18 protein-coding genes are annotated in these 17103 nt (G+C 64.1%); 13 read left to right on the top strand and 5 right to left on the bottom strand.

The annotated features are described in order from the left end of the window. Positions 1–3 precede the first annotated feature (3 nt). Together AABA84_RS17825 and AABA84_RS17820 are read left to right on the top strand one after the other, a co-directional pair. On the top strand, positions 4–720 hold the full coding sequence (locus AABA84_RS17825) for a NapC/NirT family cytochrome c (RefSeq protein WP_063615300.1): 717 nt from the start codon (positions 4–6) through the stop codon (positions 718–720). A 5-nt stretch (positions 721–725) separates the two neighbouring features. Then, positions 726–1322 (top strand): DUF2478 domain-containing protein, encoded by a 597-nt coding sequence (locus tag AABA84_RS17820; protein ID WP_338312635.1) that lies wholly within the window; start codon positions 726–728, stop codon positions 1320–1322. Between the two features lie 73 nt (positions 1323–1395). Here AABA84_RS17820 and AABA84_RS17815 read toward each other — a convergent pair whose 3' ends face one another. The 5 genes from AABA84_RS17815 to napE are packed head-to-tail and all read right to left on the bottom strand — an operon-like array spanning position 1396 to position 5552. Further along, positions 1396–2037 (bottom strand): NapC/NirT family cytochrome c, encoded by a 642-nt coding sequence (locus AABA84_RS17815; RefSeq protein ID WP_338312634.1) that lies wholly within the window; start codon positions 2035–2037, stop codon positions 1396–1398. After that, entirely contained in the window at positions 2034–2504 is a 471-nt protein-coding gene (locus AABA84_RS17810; protein WP_338305507.1) for a nitrate reductase cytochrome c-type subunit, read from the bottom strand. Before AABA84_RS17810 ends, AABA84_RS17815 begins: the two co-directional genes overlap by 4 nt. Positions 2505–2507: 3 nt before the next feature. Next, entirely contained in the window at positions 2508–5012 is a 2505-nt protein-coding gene (napA, locus tag AABA84_RS17805) for a nitrate reductase catalytic subunit NapA (RefSeq protein WP_338312633.1), read from the bottom strand. A gap of 17 nt (positions 5013–5029) precedes the next feature. After that, a complete protein-coding gene (locus AABA84_RS17800) occupies positions 5030–5344 on the bottom strand; it encodes a chaperone NapD (RefSeq protein ID WP_338305505.1) in 315 nt (104 codons plus the stop codon). Between the two features lie 19 nt (positions 5345–5363). Further along, positions 5364–5552: a periplasmic nitrate reductase, NapE protein gene (gene napE / locus AABA84_RS17795; protein ID WP_212248939.1), complete on the bottom strand. Its 189-nt coding sequence runs from the start codon at positions 5550–5552 to the stop codon at positions 5364–5366. Between the two features lie 275 nt (positions 5553–5827). On the opposite strand from napE, the gene AABA84_RS17790 reads away from it, so the two are divergent. The 11 genes from AABA84_RS17790 to AABA84_RS17740 all read left to right on the top strand — a co-directional run bounded on the left by AABA84_RS17790 (position 5828) and on the right by AABA84_RS17740 (position 17085). Then, the gene (locus AABA84_RS17790; protein ID WP_338312632.1) at positions 5828–7033 is read left to right on the top strand and encodes an LLM class flavin-dependent oxidoreductase; all 1206 of its coding nucleotides are present in this window, start codon (positions 5828–5830) and stop codon (positions 7031–7033) included. A 9-nt stretch (positions 7034–7042) separates the two neighbouring features. Beyond that, positions 7043–7396, top strand: a complete 354-nt coding sequence (locus AABA84_RS17785) for a DUF2200 domain-containing protein (RefSeq protein WP_028140223.1) — start codon at positions 7043–7045, stop codon at positions 7394–7396. 118 nt (positions 7397–7514) lie between these two features. Continuing rightward, positions 7515–8303 (top strand): helix-turn-helix transcriptional regulator, encoded by a 789-nt coding sequence (locus AABA84_RS17780; protein WP_338312631.1) that lies wholly within the window; start codon positions 7515–7517, stop codon positions 8301–8303. A 230-nt stretch (positions 8304–8533) separates the two neighbouring features. Continuing rightward, on the top strand, positions 8534–9157 hold the full coding sequence (locus AABA84_RS17775) for a hypothetical protein (RefSeq protein ID WP_338312630.1): 624 nt from the start codon (positions 8534–8536) through the stop codon (positions 9155–9157). Between the two features lie 316 nt (positions 9158–9473). Continuing rightward, complete coding sequence (locus AABA84_RS17770; RefSeq protein ID WP_338312629.1) at positions 9474–10586, top strand: hypothetical protein; 1113 nt, start codon at positions 9474–9476, stop codon at positions 10584–10586. Between the two features lie 124 nt (positions 10587–10710). Then, positions 10711–11595 (top strand): L,D-transpeptidase, encoded by an 885-nt coding sequence (locus AABA84_RS17765; protein WP_338305498.1) that lies wholly within the window; start codon positions 10711–10713, stop codon positions 11593–11595. An 88-nt stretch (positions 11596–11683) separates the two neighbouring features. Beyond that, positions 11684–12847 carry a cytochrome P450 gene (locus AABA84_RS17760; protein ID WP_212248816.1) on the top strand — a complete coding sequence of 388 codons (1164 nt, stop codon included), beginning with the start codon at positions 11684–11686 and terminating at the stop codon, positions 12845–12847. A 317-nt stretch (positions 12848–13164) separates the two neighbouring features. Beyond that, positions 13165–14115, top strand: coding sequence for a sulfonate ABC transporter substrate-binding protein (locus AABA84_RS17755; protein ID WP_338312628.1), 951 nt, complete (start codon positions 13165–13167; stop codon positions 14113–14115). A 38-nt stretch (positions 14116–14153) separates the two neighbouring features. Continuing rightward, entirely contained in the window at positions 14154–15107 is a 954-nt protein-coding gene (locus tag AABA84_RS17750; RefSeq protein WP_338312627.1) for a sulfonate ABC transporter substrate-binding protein, read from the top strand. A gap of 8 nt (positions 15108–15115) precedes the next feature. After that, positions 15116–16282, top strand: coding sequence for an FMNH2-dependent alkanesulfonate monooxygenase (gene ssuD, locus AABA84_RS17745; protein ID WP_338312626.1), 1167 nt, complete (start codon positions 15116–15118; stop codon positions 16280–16282). Beyond that, a complete protein-coding gene (locus tag AABA84_RS17740) occupies positions 16279–17085 on the top strand; it encodes an ABC transporter permease subunit (protein WP_212248820.1) in 807 nt (268 codons plus the stop codon). The genes ssuD and AABA84_RS17740 overlap by 4 nt, the downstream gene beginning before the upstream one ends. The last annotated feature ends 18 nt before the right edge of the window (positions 17086–17103 follow it).

Below are 17103 nucleotides of genomic sequence, written 5' to 3'. Positions count from 1 at the left end.
GACATGCAGGACACCAGCACTTCTGCCGCCGTCGCAGCAGCGCAGCCGGGTCGCCTGAAACGGCTGTGGCGATGGTTCTTCTCGCCGACCGCGCGCTACGCCTGGGGACTGATCGCCATCGTTGCATTCGCCGGCGGCGTCCTGTTCTGGGGCGGCTTCAACTGGGCGATGGAGATGACGAACAACGAGCAGTTCTGCATCTCCTGTCACGAGATGAAGGAAAACGTCTATCTCGAATACCGCAACACGGTTCACTATTCGAACCGCACCGGCGTGCGCGCCAGCTGTCCGGATTGCCACGTGCCGAAGGAATGGAGCCACAAGGTCGTCCGCAAGATCCAGGCCTCGAACGAGGTGCTGCACAAGATCCTCGGTACCATCGGCACGCCCGAGAAGTTCAACGCCCACCGCATCGACCTTGCCAAGAGCGTGTGGCGCGGCATGAAGACGACGGATTCGCGTGAGTGCCGCAACTGCCACAAGTTCGACCACATGGAGTATGCGGTGCAGGAGCCGCGCGCCTCCAAGCTGCACCAGACCGCGTTCGCGCAGGGCAAGACCTGCATCGATTGCCACCAGGGCATCGCGCACAAGCTGCCGCCCAAGGCGCAGGAGGGATATCGCGATATGCTCGAGCATATCGACGAGGTCGGCCCCGTGCAGCGCATGATCGACTTCCTGCAGGATGCCGACGTCGCCAAGGCGAAGGCGGCGAGGTGATGGACATGCTTCAGCAATCCCGCGATACGGCGGATAGCGCGCCCCGGCCTTCCGCCGCCGTCAGCGTTGCCCTGGTCTATGATTCGGGCCCCGCCGTGAACCGGTGGTTCGCCGATCTCGTCACCGCGCTTCGCGGCTCGGGCAAGAGCCTGGCGGGCCTGATCCAGGAGGACGTACCGCAGCCGGGTCGCACACGCTGCGACATGGTTCTGCACGAGCTCGCCACCGGCCGGTCGATGTCGATCTCCGAGGATCTCGGCGCAGGTGCGACCTCCTGCCGTCTGTCCACGCCGCGCCTGCTCGAAGCGGCGCAACTGGTCGAAGCCCAGCTCGCCGACGCCGAGATCGTGTTTCTCAACAAGTTCGGCAAGGCCGAGGCGGAGGGCGGAGGGTTGCGCGACCTGATTGCCCATTGCATCGAGTCCGGCAAGAGCCTCGTGATCGGCGTTCCCAGCGGCAACCAGCAAGCCTGGACCGATTTCTCCGGCGAGTATTTCAGGACGGTCGCGGCAACGCCGGAGCCGAGCCAGGAGGCGATCGCGGCTCTTGCAGCTCTGCTCGGTCAGCCTCCAGCCGGCAGCGAGCAGCTGCACGTGGTCTGAGGCCGCATCCCGGCTCGTCCCACCGGACCGGCGGGCGCCATTGCTCCCGCTGGTTCAAGCGGGGGCAGAAGCGCTATTGCCAGCCGGGAACGCCGCGCATGTCGGGCAGCTTGTGGGCAATGCCCTTGTGGCAATCGATGCAGGTCTTCTCGCCGCTGAACAGGTAGCGTTGATGGGCAACCGAGGCCCGCGGCGACTGCTTCGTGATGTCCATGGAATCCGCGCTGTGGCAGTTGCGGCATTCCAGTGAATCGTTGGCCTTGAAGCGCGCCCATTCATGCGCGGCCAGCTCGAGCCGGTGATCCACGAATTTCTCGCGGGTGTCGATCGTGCCGAAGAGCTTGCCCCAGACTTCCTTGGACGCCTGCATCTTGCGCGCGATCTTGTCGGTCCAGTTGTGCGGCACGTGGCAGTCCGGACAGGTGGCGCGGACACCGGAGCGGTTGGAGAAGTGGATGGTGGACTTCAGCTCCGCATAGACGTTGTCCTTCATTTCGTGACAGCCGGTGCAGAACTTTTCGGTGTTGGTCAATTCCAGCGCGGTGTTGAAGCCGCCCCAGAAGATGACACCCGCCACGAAGCCTGCGAGCACCAGCGTGCCGAGCGCGAACACAGAGCTCGGGCGCCTCAGCACGCCCCAGAGCTCGAGCACAAAGCTCCAGGTTCGCGCGATGAAGCCGCGCCTGGGCTTGGACTCCTCCGTGGTCGCGCTCATCGGCGGCCACCGGGGCTTGCGCGCGAGAGCAGCGTGTCGATGTCGACGAAGTCGTTGCTCACGGGCGGATTGGCGGTGTTCTGCGGCACGTGACACTCCGTGCAGAAGAAGCGCCGCGGCGAGATCGAGGCCAGGAACTGGCCGTCGCGATCCATGAAGTGGGTGATCGAGACCATCGGCGCCTGCGACTCCGCCGTGCGCGCGCGGGCATGGCAGGACAGGCACTTGTTGCCGTTGAGGTCGATCTGGTAGCCGTCGATCGTATGCGGGATCACCGGCGGCTGCTCCGGATAGTTGCGCACCTCCTTCTCGGAGGTGTTGCGGTTCGGCAGCATCGTCGGCGCCGGCCCTTCGTCGTTAAGCGGGGTCGGGCCGCGCAGGCCCGAATTGAGCGTCTGCGCGGTCAGCGCGCTCGCACCCGCGGCAATCGCGAGCGCCAGCACGGCAATGCCAAGTCGCTTCATCATGGCTCACACCCGCTCGATGCGCACGGCGCATTTCTTGTAGTCGGTTTGCAGCGAGATCGGATCGGTGGCGTCCAGCGTCACCTTGTTGATCAGCTTGGATTCGTCGAACCACGGCACGAAGACCAGCCCACGGGGCGGCCGGTCGCGGCCGCGTGTCTCGACACGGGCGCGGATGAAGCCGCGGCGCGAGGCCACCTTCACCTCGTCGCCGCGACGGAGTTTCGCCTCCTGCGCATCGTCCGGGTGCATGAAGCACACGGCCTCGGGGAAGGCCTTGTAGAGCTCGGGCACGCGGCGCGTCATGGTGCCGGAGTGCCAGTGCTCCAGCACGCGGCCGGTCGAGAGCCAGAACGGATATTCGCCGTCGGGCGATTCCGCCGGCGGCTCGTAGGGCAGGGCGAAGATGCGCGCCTTGCCGTCCGGATAGCCGTAGAACTGCACGTCGGCGCCCTGCTTGACGTAGGGATCGCTGCCCTCGCGGAAACGCCATTTGGTTTCCTGTCCGTTGACGACAGGCCAGCGCAAGCCGCGCTCGCGGTGATAGGTCTCGAATGGCGCGAGGTCGTGGCCATGGCCGCGGCCGAACGAGGCGTATTCTTCGAACAGCCCCTTCTGCACGTAGAAGCCGAATGCCTTGGATTCCTCGTTGGCGTAGCCCTCCTCGATCTCGGAGGTCGGGAATTTGTCGACCTGGCCGTTCTTGTAGAGCACGTCGAACAGGGTCTTGCCGCGAACCTCGGGTTTCTTGGCGATCAGCTCCTCGGGCCAGACCTCCTCGATCTTGAAGCGCTTGGAAAACTCCATGAGCTGCCAGAGATCGGATTTCGACTCGCCGGGGGCGTTGACGAGCTGGTGCCAGAACTGCGTGCGCCGCTCGGCATTGCCGTAAGCGCCTTCCTTCTCCACCCACATCGCGGTCGGCAGGATCAAATCGGCAGCCAGCGCCGTCACCGACGGATAGGCGTCCGAGACCACGATGAAATTGTCGGGATTGCGGAAGCCCGGATAGGTCTCCTCGTTGGAGTTGGGGCCGGCCTGGAGGTTGTTGTTGACCTGCACCCAATAGGCGTTGATCAGGCCGTCCTTCAGCATCCGGCTCTGCAACACGGCATGTGCGCCGGGCTTGTCGGGAATGGTGCCTTCCGGCAGCAGCCAGAGGTGCTCGGTCTTGGTGCGGTGCTCCTTGTTGGTCACCACCATGTCTGCGGGGAGGCGGTGCGAGAAGGTGCCGACCTCGCGCGCGGTGCCGCAGGCGGAAGGCTGCCCGGTCAGCGAGAACGGGCTGTTGCCCGGCGAGGAGATCTTTCCGGTCAACAGATGGATGTTGTAGACGAGGTTGTTGCACCAAACGCCGCGGGTGTGCTGGTTGAAGCCCATGGTCCAGAACGAGACCACCTTGGTCTTCGGGTCGGCATAGAGCTCGGCCAGCGCCTCGAGGCGGTTCAGCGGCACGCCGGACATCTCCGCCGCTTTCTCCAGCGTGTAGTCCGAGACGAACTTGACGAATTCGTCGTAGCTCATGTCGGTGGAGTCGTTGGCCTTCGCCGCGCCCGTCGCCTTCTTCTGCAGCGGATGCTCGGGCCGCAGGCCGTAGCCGATGTCGGTCTGGCCGCGCCTGAAGATGGTGTGCGCGGCGACGAAGTCCTTGTGGACCCGGCCGGTCTTGATGATGTGATGGGCGATGGCGTTGAGAATGTAGAGGTCGGTTTGCGGCTTGAACACCATGCCGATGTCGGCGAGGTCGAACGAGCGGTGCTCGAAGGTCGAGAGCACGGCGACGCGGACATGCGGCGCCGAGAGCCGGCGGTCGGCGAGGCGCGTCCACAGGATGGGGTGCATCTCCGCCATGTTGGAGCCCCACAGCACGAAGGCGTCGGTCGCCTCGATGTCGTCGTAGCAGCCGGCCGGCTCGTCGATGCCGAAGGTGCGCATCATGCCGGCGACGGCCGACGCCATGCAGTGCCGCGCGTTGGGGTCGATGTTGTTGGTGCGGAAGCCGGCCTTGAACAGTTTCGAGGCGGCATAGCCTTCCCAGATCGTCCACTGGCCCGAGCCGAACATGGCGACGCCGTTCGGTCCGCGCTTCTTCATCGCCTCCTTCCACTTCACCTCCATGATGTCGAAGGCTTCGGTCCAGGACACGGGCGTGAACTCGCCGTTCTTGTCGTATTTGCCGTTGGCCTTGCGCAGCATCGGCTGCGTCAGCCGGTCGTGGCCGTACATGATCTTGGAGAGGAAATAGCCTTTGACGCAGTTGAGGCCGCGATTGACCTCGGCCTTGATGTCGCCGTGGGTCGCGACCACGCGGTTGTCCTTGGTGGCGACCATCACGGAGCAGCCGGTGCCGCAGAAACGGCAGGCGGCCTTGTCCCATTTCAATTCGCTCGCCTCCCGCTCGGCGGCGAGATTGGCGGCGAGCGCCGGGACCGGCATGCCGGCAGCGGCGGCCGCGATCGCGGCAGCCTCCAGCTTCAGCATCTGGCGGCGGTCGAGCTTTGGCGATGTCATGATGGCTCTCCCGGCCCTTAGGCGGTTTCGATGGCGTGGAAGACGAGCGCCGCGGAATAGACGTGCCGCAGGGACTGGATGGTGTTGAGCATGGTGCCGAGGCTGCCGGCGTCCAGCGCCTCGGCCACGACCACGAGCTTGCCGCGCACGTCGCGGCCGTAGATCTCGCAGCCTGCGAGGGCGGTGATGTCGGCTTCGACCTCCGCGAGATGCTCGGGGCGCGCCTGCACCACGATACTGGCAATCTCGCACCCGGGCGGGGGCACGATGCGGTCGGCGCCGAGCACCTGTCCCGTGATCAGCGCGCGACGGTTGAGTTTGGCTTGGGCCATATGCCTGCCTTTCTGGATATCAATGCGGGGTCGGAGGCGGGCCGGGCGGGCCCGCGAACATCTGGTAGATCCACACGGCCAGCCCGTAGCTGCCGACGGTCCCGACCGCGAGGGCGGGCATCACGACCGCCGTCAGGAACAGGAACGCGAAAATCTCCATGCGCCGTCGGCGCGTATGGTCAGTCGTATCGTCGCCAGGGGCCGACATATTCGGTCTCACTGAATCTCGTTGGAATCAAAACGGCATCCGGGCCGTTGCCTTACGGGCAGCTTACGTGAACGAGCCCTACCATGGCTCGCTTGATATGAATCAACGCGCATTACGACACATTTTGTCGCACTGATTCGTATCGTAGACTCAAGTTAGCGTTGGGTAAATCCGGCTTGTCTCGTGACGCGGAAATTGCACCGTGATGGACAGCGGGGCCTCGTCCACTAAGATGAAAGTAACAAGAACAATCTGAGAGATTTGGGAGAGGCGTCATGAAGTTCGGCATCTTCTACGAGCTGCAGCTGCCGCGGCCCTGGGTGGCGGGCGACGAGCTCGCCCTGTACCAGAACGCGCTGACGCAGATGGAGCTTGCCGACAAGCTCGGCTACGACCATGCCTGGGTGGTCGAGCATCACTTCCTCGAGGAATATTCGCACTCGCCCTCGCCGGAATCCTTCCTCGCCGCGGCGAGCCAGCGCACCAGGAACATCCGGCTCGGACACGGCATCCTGCAGCTCACCACCAATCATCCGGCGCGCGTTGCCGAGCGCGTTGCGGTGCTGGATCTGCTCAGCAACGGCCGCTGCGAGTTCGGCATGGGCGAGAGCGCGTCCATCACCGAGTTGACGCCGTTCGGCCGCGACATGGAGACCAAGAAGGAGGTGTTCGAGGAGGCGGTTGCCGCGATCTTCCCGATGTTCAGGGATGCGGGCTCCGAGCACCACGGCAAGTATTTCGACATTCCCCTGCGCAACGTCGTGCCCAAGCCGGTGCAGAAGCCGCATCCGCCGCTATGGATGGCCTGCTCGCAGCTGCCGACCATCGAGCGCGCCGGCCGCCACGGCTTTGGCGCGCTCGGCTTCCAGTTCGTCAGTGCGGATGCCGCCCACGCCTGGGTCCACGCCTATTACAACGCGATGACCAAGCGGCTGCACAAGCTCGCGGACTATCAGATCAACCCGAACATGGCGCTGGTCTCGTTCTTCATGTGCGCCAAGACCGACGAGGAGGCGCGTGCGCGCGCCGACGGTGCCACCTTCTTCCAGTTCGCGCTGCGCTTCTACGGCGCCTCGCAGAACCGCCAGCGTCCGGCGCCCTACACCGTCAACATGTGGGACGAGTACAACAAGTGGAAGCGCGACAATCCGGAGGCGCAGGAGGCAGCCTTGCGCGGCGGCCTGATCGGCTCTCCGGAGACAATCCGCAAGAAGCTGAAGCGCTTCCAGTCCTCGCATATCGACCAGGTCATCCTGCTCAACCAAGCCGGCAAAAACAGCCACGAGCACATCTGCGAATCGCTGGAGCTGTTCGGCCGCGAGGTGATGCCGGAGTTCCAGAACGACCCGGCGCAGGCAGCCTGGAAGCAGGGCGTGATGAGCGGCGAGATCAAGCTGGAGGAGATCGACACCGAGGCCTTTACGGACCGCTACGGCAAGCTGGCGATCAGTGTCGCCCCGGCGAAGGCGGCGGCGGGGTAGGGGGCTCCGTTGCCAAAGCACCGGATCTACACGACCAGCTTCGCCAGCGTTTACCCGCTCTATGTTGCGAAGGCGGAGAAGAAAGGGCGCTCGAAGGCCGAGGTCGATCAGATCATCTCTTGGTTGACGGGCTATGGTCCGAAGGAGCTGCAAGTCCAACTGGAAGGACAGACGGATTTTGAGACCTTCTTTGCAGAGGCCCCTGCAATCAACCCCTCGCGCGCCCTCATCAAAGGCGCGGTGTGTGGCGTTCGAGTGGAGGACATCAAGGAGCCAACGATGCGGGAAATCCGTTACTTGGATAAGCTGATCGACGAACTGGCCCGGGGAAAGACAATGGACCAGATTCTGCGAAGAAAGTGATTTCGAGCGGCTACGGTCCATTCGGCTCAGCGACGTTCGCGCAATCTGCCACGCAGGGCGGCCTTCCGGCGCGCCGCCATTGCTGGTAGACCACGTCAAAAGCGACAGGGAGAAGACGATGCGCCCTTGCGGGACGTCCACAACTGCAGCGGCAGGCGATATCGCGCCCGCGGTGCTCGCCATCGGCCGCTCCGATTTCCCAAAAATCCTGATCGACACGCTGCGCCGCCACGCCGATGTCGGCCATTGCATGGTGTTCGCGCTGAGCCGTGCCGGTGCCGCGACCTGCCTGCTCGATGCCGGCAACATCCCGATCGGCGGCGATCTAGGCGCGGCCTATGCCGGACAGTTCCACGAATCCGATCCCAACCGCGATGCGCTGTTCGAAGGTGAGGGCCCTGCGCCGATCATGCTGCCGTCGTTCGCGCCGCGCATGTATGGTGCGCGCTACCGCAAGATCTTCTTCCACGATTCTGGCATCGTCGACAAATGCGCGACCGCGATCTGGACCGGCGACACCTGCTTCTATGTCAATTTCTACCGCATCACGGCCCAGGGCCGTTTCAGCGCCGCCCAGCGCGAGCGGCTCCAGGCGATCGCACCGGCGATCGGCGCCAGCGTCGCACGTCATTTCCAGCAGGCCGCGACCGCGACGCCTGATCAGAGCCTCGCCACATTGTTCGCGACGCGCGCGCCACTCTCGAACCTGACACCGCGTGAGCAGGAGGTCTGCCGCCGCATCCTGCTCGGTTTCAGCTCCGAGGCGATCTCGCAAGAACTCGGCATCAGCCTGCATTCGACCCTGACCTACCGCAAGCGCGCCTATCAGCGGCTCGGCATCTCCTCGCAGAACGAATTGTTTTCGATCGTGCTGGGTCTGCTCGCGGGGCCTCACGGCCTGAATTGAGGGGGACTCCAAGTCCGCGATATCCGCTTCGAGAGTAAAGTGGGCACGCAGCCCGCCGCCGGGATCGTCGCCTTGTGACCCAAGCGGACACCAAGGTCATTCGATTAATCATTGAACAAACCATCCACTAAAACTCTCCGGGCTCGTACCGGATGATTTAAGCGCTCGGGATATATCCTGCCTTTGAACGGCGGATGAGAGCAATGTATAGGCGGCTTTGGATCATCTCGTTGCTGATGATCGGGACGACCCTGTTCGCGGGGTATGTCGGCCTCGTCTTTCTGCCGTCCCTGTTAGCTGTGTGGCTGGGTGCCGTATTGGCGTTCGCCTCGCCAATGGTTGTTGTCGCACCCGTATTGGTTGGGGCGCAAATCGCATGGCCAGTTACCTGCGTCGCGCTTCCGGCAGCCGCGATGGTTATTCGGCCGGCAAAAGCGTGGGCGCCAGTTTTCCTTTTGATTCTTGGTGCAGGATCAGGGTTGATCTCCGGGAAATTGTTAGCTCATACCGTGGGCTACGGGACGACAAAAGATTTGCTTTGGGCCTGCGTCTTTTCAGGCGCCTTCCTGGGAGCTCTATTTGGGTACGCAATGTGGAGGTTCGATCGGCTAAGCCCCATTGAAGTTGAAGCGGCGGGAAGCTTGCGGACGGCAATAAAGGCAAACTGGCTAAATTTAACTCTACCCGTAGTCTTTGTAGTGGTGGCCCTAACTTACCTGGCGTTCAGCGGGTCGACCAACCAACCATTTCTTGACAGAAACGGTATAGAGCGCTGTACCAAAGAAGGAGGAAAACTGTCCCCGCGTGAAGATGGGCGGGGCTTTAGGTGCGTTGATCCTCCAAGAAACAACTAGCGGTCACCGCCTCCAAATTTCAGCTGCAGAACCGTTCCGGCCAACTTGTTTTCCGACGATGACGGGTCACCGAGTGAGTTTTGAAAGGTCAGCTTCTGGCCCGTGCCGTCCTTGGCCTCTGCTTTCTGAAGGTTGAGCCGAACAGGGTGCTGCCATCGCAACAGGTAGCCCTCGATACAAGAGAGACATCGAGACCAGCGATGTCCCTGTTACCGCAAAATTAAGCATGGGCCATGGTGCGCCGGGTGCTCCCGAAGTTTTCAAGGTGATTTAACGTCGATCCCGCACGCTCGCGCGCTGGATCGAGAGGCCCGACATGCGAAGGTATCCTTATCAGCGCTTTCTGCAGCTCGATCTGACGCTGCTTGAGCAGCTTCACTATAGCGTGCTGCACCGTCCCTATTGGACGCTGAAGAGGTGGTGTGATCGCCTGTGGCACTCGAAGCTTGTCTGGCGATGGATCGGCGAGCCGCTGCATGACCGGAAGTATGCGCCATGGGCCGCATTCTCGCCGGACACAAACGCACCGGTCATAACGAATCCGAACCAGATCGCATGCCGGACGCAACACGGCGTTGCGACCGTGCGTTGGGGTTGCGCTGGACAGACAACGAGCCCGGTCTCCGCGCGAAACGCCTTGCTGCCCGACGGCACGCGGGGCGACGTCCAGAACCGAAGCATGATGAGTTGGTGGCGGCGCAAGGGAAGCGGCGACAAGCGGTGGCTCATCGGGGACGTCGACATTCGCATGACCGACGTCGTGTTTGGCGATCGCGCCTCGCAGGATCTCAAATACGATCCTCCGGCGGTCGAGGTCGGCGCTCAGCTCGAACGCGATCTTGCGCTGCACCGGCCGTTCGTCGAGGCGCTGGCGGACGACGAGTTCGCGGCCGTCGCCCATCACATGCTGGCGCATCTCGAATGGATGCAGATCGGTGCGCATGAGATCGGCCTGTTCGAAGGGCTCCATGATATGTTCGCCTGCCTTCGCAACAAGGGCGAGGATTATCTCGACTTCAAGTTCGGCGACTATCCGGGAGACGCGCCGACCAAAGCCATGGCGGCGAAGCATGTCCTGCGGATGAAGGAGATGATGCGCTCGTTGGGTTGGCGCACCTACACGGCGGACGAGCTCCAGGCGAGAACGCGCGAGGATTTCCGCGCCCGGGTCGAACGCCGCCTCGAAGCGTGGTGGCAGCTTGATGCATACGAAGCGCGGCCGGCCGACAGCTATGACCGACTCTCCAAGACCCCGCTCATCTCCGACATGCTGCTGTATGAAGGTGACGATCCCGCGTGGCTCGACGAGCTGCGGGACGAGGAGCGGCTGGCAACGTCCGCGCAATTCGTCGTGAGACTGAAGGACCTCGCAAACAGCGGGCGCGTGACTGCGAGCGAGTTCGAGCGCCTGTTCCAGGCTCTGCTGTAGAAAGTGACGCCCCAAGAGTGCGCCGTTAACCATCACCGACGGTTCCCGTCCGGGCGCTATCGCTTCGAAGTTTCTTAAATTTTGCTGGGTACCTCTTCAGGCACAGTGACCCCTGGAGAAAGATATGGCTAAGCGGGCCAAGGCCAAACGTGGGAAGGCGGAGACGCTCGCAATCCCGATGGCCGCGAGGGTTGCAATTGGCACCGTGGCCGTCGCCGCGTTGGGGTACGGTTTGCTGTCCGGCCAGGCGAGCGTGCAACCGGCACGGAAGCCGGCCGCGCAGGACGTCCGGGCATCGTCCTCTCCTGTCTACGTGGCGCCTCCAGTTCATGCCGCAGCGGCGGTTCCGGCCCCGGCTGCAGCTCCGATTCCGGCACCGGTTCCGGCGCCTCTGGCCGAACCGCCCAAAGCCGACGCTGATGCTCCTGGAGCATTGGTGCGGCAGGTGGTCGACTATGCCAGCCGCCAGGCGCCGGGCACGGTCATCATCGATACCGGAAACACATTCCTCTATTTCGTCCTGAACGACAGGCAGGCGATGCGCTACGGCATCGGTGTCGGCCGCGAAGGTTTCACGTGGTCCGGCGAGCAGACCGTGGCGCGCAAAGCCGAATGGCCGGATTGGCATCCGCCCGTGGAGATGGTCTCGCGTCAGCCTTATCTGCCGCGGTTCATGGCAGGCGGTCCCGGCAACCCGCTCGGTGCTCGGGCGATGTATCTCGGCGAGACCGAATATCGGATTCACGGCACCAACAACCCCGCTACGATCGGCAAGCGGGTGTCGTCCGGCTGTATCCGGCTCACCAATGACGACGTCACGGACCTCTATGAACGGGTGAAGGTCGGCGCGAAAGTGATCGTGCTTCCGGCAAATGGTGCCCGCCGGCCGTCCCCGGGCGCGCCCGACGCCGCGTCCCGGTCGCCGGACCCGGCGCCGCCGTCGAGCCGCCCCTCGGCAGCCAACGCGCAGATGCTCCCATCTGGACCGAAGATCGCCGAGGCGCGATAGCTCAGTCCGTCCCTATCGCTAGGGACAGACGCCGGCCGCGGAGTTCGCTAGTCTGGCCTGAAGGATAAGACAATCCGGGGAGGCCGCTTTGAGCACCGCGCCGCGCATCGACATCGACCCTGTCGCGTTCTGGGCCGATCCCTATCCGATGCTCGCGACAATGCGGAAAGAGGCGCCGATCGCGTTCGTGCCGCAGCTCGGCTCGACGCTGCTGACCAGCCGCGACGACATCTCGATCTCCGAGAAGCAGATCGACGTGTTCTCCTCGCACCAGCCTGCGGGCCTGATGAACCGGCTGATGGGTCACAACATGATGCGCAAGGACGGTGAGGCGCACCAGCTCGAGCGCCGCGCGATGTTTCCGACGGTGTCGCCGAAGACGGTGAAGGCGCATTGGACCGCGCTATTCCAGGCCCATGCCGACCGCATCCTCGACGCGATCGAGCCGGGTCGGATCGACTTCATGCGCGACTTCGCGCTGCCGTTCTCCGGTGAATGCCTGAAGTCGATCACCGGCCTCACCAATATCGGCTTTGGCGATATGGACGCGTGGTCGCAAGGCATGATCGAGGGCATTGCCAATTACGCCGGCGATCCCGCGGTCGAGGCGCGCTGCCATGCCGCGACGTCGGGCATCGACGCTGCGATCGACGACATCCTGCCGGCGATCACGAAGAACCCGGACCAGAGCATCCTCGGCGTGCTCGTGGCCTCCGGCATGCCGATGGACAGCGTGCGCGCAAATGTCAAACTCGCGATATCAGGCGGCCAGAATGAGCCGCGCAAGGCCATCGCCGGCACGGTGTGGGCGCTCCTGACCCATCCCGAGCAGCTCGATCTGGTGCGCAAGGGTGAGGTGACCTGGCTCGAGGCGTTCGAGGAATATGCCCGCTGGATCTCGCCGATCGGCATGTCGCCACGGCGTATCGCCAAGCCGTGGAGCATCCGCGACGTCTCGTTCGAGCTCGACGAGCGCGTGTTCCTGATGTTCGGCTCGGCCAATCGCGATGAGACCCATTTTGATCGCGCCGATCAATTCGACGTGCGGCGTGATACGACCAAGAGCGTCGCGTTCGGCGCCGGCCCGCATTTCTGTGCCGGCGCCTGGGCGTCGCGCGCCATGATCGCCGACGTCGCGCTGCCGACGGTGTTCGCGCGCGCCAGGCAACTCGAGATCGCCGACGACGAGCCGGTGCGGATCGGCGGCTGGGCGTTTCGCGGGCTGCAGAATTTGCCGGTGACATGGCATTAGCTTAGAGGACGCGCCCTCGCCACAGCCTGCCACGTAAGCCATTGATCCGGCTATCGCCGGCTACTGTGCATGGGGTTGTTTTCGACATTTTGAGGTCCCGCGCCCTGCCGCGCCAGCGCAAGGCCCGCGCATCTCACATTCGCGTGCGAAAAGAATCCGTCTGCATCATCGCCGCCGCTTGAAAGATTAATCATGCGCGCTGCCGCGCGCGCAGTGTTCGCATCGCTATTTTTCCGCACGTCTCGACAGCTCCGACAACCCGCACCATCATTCCTGAAACGTGAATGATGACGGCCGCGTGCGGCCCGGAGTGTGGAATGCAGCGTCGTGACTTTCTCAAGCTCTCCATCGGAACCGCGGCCGTCGCTGCGTTCGCTTCGCCCGCGATCGCGCAAGGCGCGGTGAAGGAAATTCGTGTCGGCTACCAGAAGAACGGCGTGCTGGTCATCACGCGCCAGCAGGCCGCCCTGGAAAAACATTTCACGCCCCTGGGCATCGAGGTGAAATGGGTCGAGTTCTCCTCGGGCCCGCCGATGATGGAGGCGATGAATGTCGGCAGCGTCGATTACGGCGCGGTCGGCGATTCCCCGCCGGTTTTCGCGCAGGCCGCGGGCGCGGCGATCGTCTATGCCGCCGGCCAGCCCATCACCAACGGCCAGGGCATTCTGGTGCCGAAGGATTCGCCGATCCGCGACGTCACCCAGCTGAAAGGCAGGCGCGTCGGTTTCACCAAGGGCTCCAGCGCCCACAACATCGTGGTGCAGACGCTGGAGAAGGCGGGCCTGACCTATGCCGACATCACGCCGGTCTATCTGACGCCGCCGGACGCAGGCCCCGCCTTTGCCAATGGCAGCATCGAGGCCTGGGCGATCTGGGATCCGTACTTCGCGATCGGCGAGACCAAACAGAATGGCCGCATCCTGATCAACGCGCGCGAGGTCACCAAGACCAATTCCTTCTACATCGCCAACCGCGACTTCGCGAAGAACCACGGCGCGATCCTGCAGCAGATCGTCGACGTCACCACCGCGACCGCCAGATGGGCCGAGCAGCACCGTGACGAGGTCGCGAAGTCTCTCGCCGCGGTGACCGGCATTCCGCTGGAGATCCAGACTATCGCGGCCAACCGCTCGTCCTTCGTGGTCGGCCCCGTCACCGACGACATCGTCGCGACCCAGCAGGGCGTCGCCGATCGCTTCTACAAGCTCGGCCTGATCCCCAAGCCGATCGCGATCCGCGACATCGTCTGGCGCAATCCGGCAGCTTGATCGTGCCGACCAGCCTTCCCACACACAGGGGTTTGAACATGAGGCGTATCATCCAGCGTCTGATCGCGGCCATCATGCTGTCGATCGGCATCGTCGCCGCCGCGGTCGGCACCTCCTACGGTCAGGACAAGGTGGTCCGCATCGGCTACCAGAAATACGGCAAGCTGGTGCCGCTCAAGAGCAAGGGCACGCTCGAGCCGAAGCTCGCCGCGGACGGTTACAAGGTGGTGTGGACTGAATTCCCCTCCGGCCCGCCGCTGCTCGAAGCCCTCAATGTCGGCGCGATCGATTTCGGCAACACCGGCGAGGCCCCGCCGATCTTCGCGCAGGCCGCCGGTGCGCCGATCCAGTACGTCGCCTATGAGCCGCCGGCGCCGAAGGGCGAGGCGATCCTGGTGCCGAAGGACAGTCCGCTGAAGTCGGTCGCCGACCTCAAAGGCAGGAAGGTGGCGCTCAACAAGGGCTCCAACGTCCACTATCTCCTGGTCAAGGCGCTGGAGAAGGCCGGCGTGAAGTATTCCGAGATCGAGCCGGTATTCCTGGCGCCGGCCGATGCGCGCGCCGCCTTCGAGCGCGGCGCGGTCGATGCCTGGGTGATCTGGGATCCGTTCCAGGCCGCCGCGGAAGCGGCGACCGGCGCGCGCACGCTCGCGGACGGCACCGGCATCGTCGCCAACTACCAGTTCTACTTTGCCTCGAAGAAATTCCTCGATACCAATCCGAAGATCGTCGACGTCGTGCTCGCCGAGCTCAGCACGGTCGACGATTGGGCCAAGGGCGATATCCACGCGGTGGCCGAGCAACTCGCGCCCGCGATCGGTCTGTCCGTTCCAGTCGTCGAGGTGGCCTTGAAGCGGCAGTCCTACGGCATCAAGCCCATCACCGATGCCGTCATCGCCGATCAGCAGCAGGTGGCCGATGCGTTCTTCGCGCTGGGCCTGATCCCCAAATCCATCAAGATCTCCGATGTGGCTCGGAAGTCCGGTTCGTGAGCAAGGTCATGAGTAAGCAACCCAACACCAACATCCTCTGGTTCCTGCCGACCCACGGCGACGGCCGCTATCTTGGCACCGGCATAGGCGGCCGCGAGGTCAGCTTCAACTATCTGCGCCAGATTGCGCAGGCGGCCGACCAGCTCGGCTATTTCGGCGTGCTGCTGCCGACCGGGCGGTCCTGCGAGGATTCCTGGATCGTCGCCTCCGCAGTCGCACCGTTCACCGAGCGGCTGCGCTATCTCGTCGCCGTCCGCCCCGGCCTGCAATCGCCGAGTGTCGCCGCGCGCATGACCGCGACGCTCGATCGCGTCACGGGTGGCCGGCTGCTCGTCAACGTCGTCACCGGCGGAGATCCCGTCGAGAACAAGGGCGACGGCGTCTTCCTCGGCCATGACGAACGCTACGAGGTCACCCGCGAGTTCCTGGGCGTCTATAGCGACCTGCTCGCCGGCAAGACGGTCAACGTCGAGGGCAAGCACATCCACGTCGAGGGCGGCAAGCTGCTGTTCCCGCCGGTACAGTCGCCGCGCCCGCCGCTCTATTTCGGCGGCTCCTCGGACGCCGGCATCGACGTCGCCGTCGACACCGTCGACAAATATCTCACCTGGGGCGAGCCGCCGGCCCTGGTCGCCGAGAAGATCGCGAAGGTGAGGGCGGTTGCAGCTGCGCGCGGCCGCAAGCTCTCGTTCGGCATCCGCCTTCATGTCATTGTTCGCGAGACCAATGAGGAAGCCTGGCGCGCCGCCAACGAGCTGATCAGGCATGTCAGCGACGACACCATCGCGCTGGCGCAGAAGAACTTTTCCCGCATGGATTCCGTCGGCCAGCAGCGCATGGCGCAGCTCCACGGCGGCAAGCGCGACAAGCTGGAGATCGCCCCGAACCTCTGGGCCGGCGTCGGCCTCGTGCGCGGCGGTGCCGGCACGGCGCTGGTCGGCGACGCCGAGACCGTCGCGGCCCGCATCAGGGAGTATCAGGAGATCGGCATCGATACTTTCATCATGTCGGGCTATCCGCATCTGGAGGAGGCCTATCGCTTCGCCGAGTTGGTGTTCCCGCTGCTCTCGCTGGAGCAGCCCTCCAACGTGACGAAGCTGCACTTCAACGGCGGTCCGTTCGGCGAGACGGTCGGCAGCGACTTCCGCCCGCAACACAGGGTGTCGCAGTCATGAGCGTGATCGACAGCGTTTCACTCCCGCGCAGCTTCCGTCTGCCGCGGGTCGATGGCCTGATCCAGTGGATCGTGCCGCTCGCCATCATCGCGCTCTGGCAGGTCGCCAGCGTGACGGGCTTCGTGCCGACGCGGGTGCTGCCGGCCCCGAGCGACGTCGTGCTCGCCGGCTGGAAGCTGCTGCTTTCCGGCGAGCTCGTCCGCAACATCTGGGTCTCGTTCTGGCGTGCTTCGATCGGTTTCCTGATCGGCGGTGGCATCGGCTTCGCGTTCGGCCTCGCCAACGGCCTGTCGGAACTTTCGGCGAAGCTGACCGACACCACGTTGCAGATGGTGCGAAACGTGCCGCATCTGGCGCTGATCCCGCTCGTCATCCTCTGGTTCGGCATCGACGAGAGCGCGAAGCTGTTCCTGGTGGCGCTCGGCGTGTTCTTCCCGATCTACCTCAACACGCTGCACGGCATCCGCACCGTCGATCCGCAGCTGATCGAGATGGGCCGCATCTACGGCATGACCGACGGGGAGTTGTTCCGCCGCGTGATCTTTCCGGGCGCGCTGCCGTCGATCTTCGTCGGCATCCGCTTCGCGCTCGGCATCATGTGGCTGACCCTGATCGTAGCCGAGACCATCGCGGCGTCCTCAGGGCTTGGCTACATGGCGATGCAGGCGCGCGAGTTCATGCTGATCGACGTCGTCGTGCTCTCGATCCTGATCTATGCCCTGCTCGGCAAGCTCGCCGACAGCGCCTCCCGCGTGCTGGAGCGGGCGACGCTCTCCTGGCACCCCGCCTTCCAGAAAAATTGAGCAGAGATACTGGGAATC

Origin of the sequence: Bradyrhizobium sp. TM239, from assembly GCF_036247985.1 — a bacterium.
GTDB lineage: Bacteria > Pseudomonadota > Alphaproteobacteria > Rhizobiales > Xanthobacteraceae > Bradyrhizobium > Bradyrhizobium ottawaense.
This window is presented reverse-complemented; position numbering and strand designations above follow the sequence as displayed.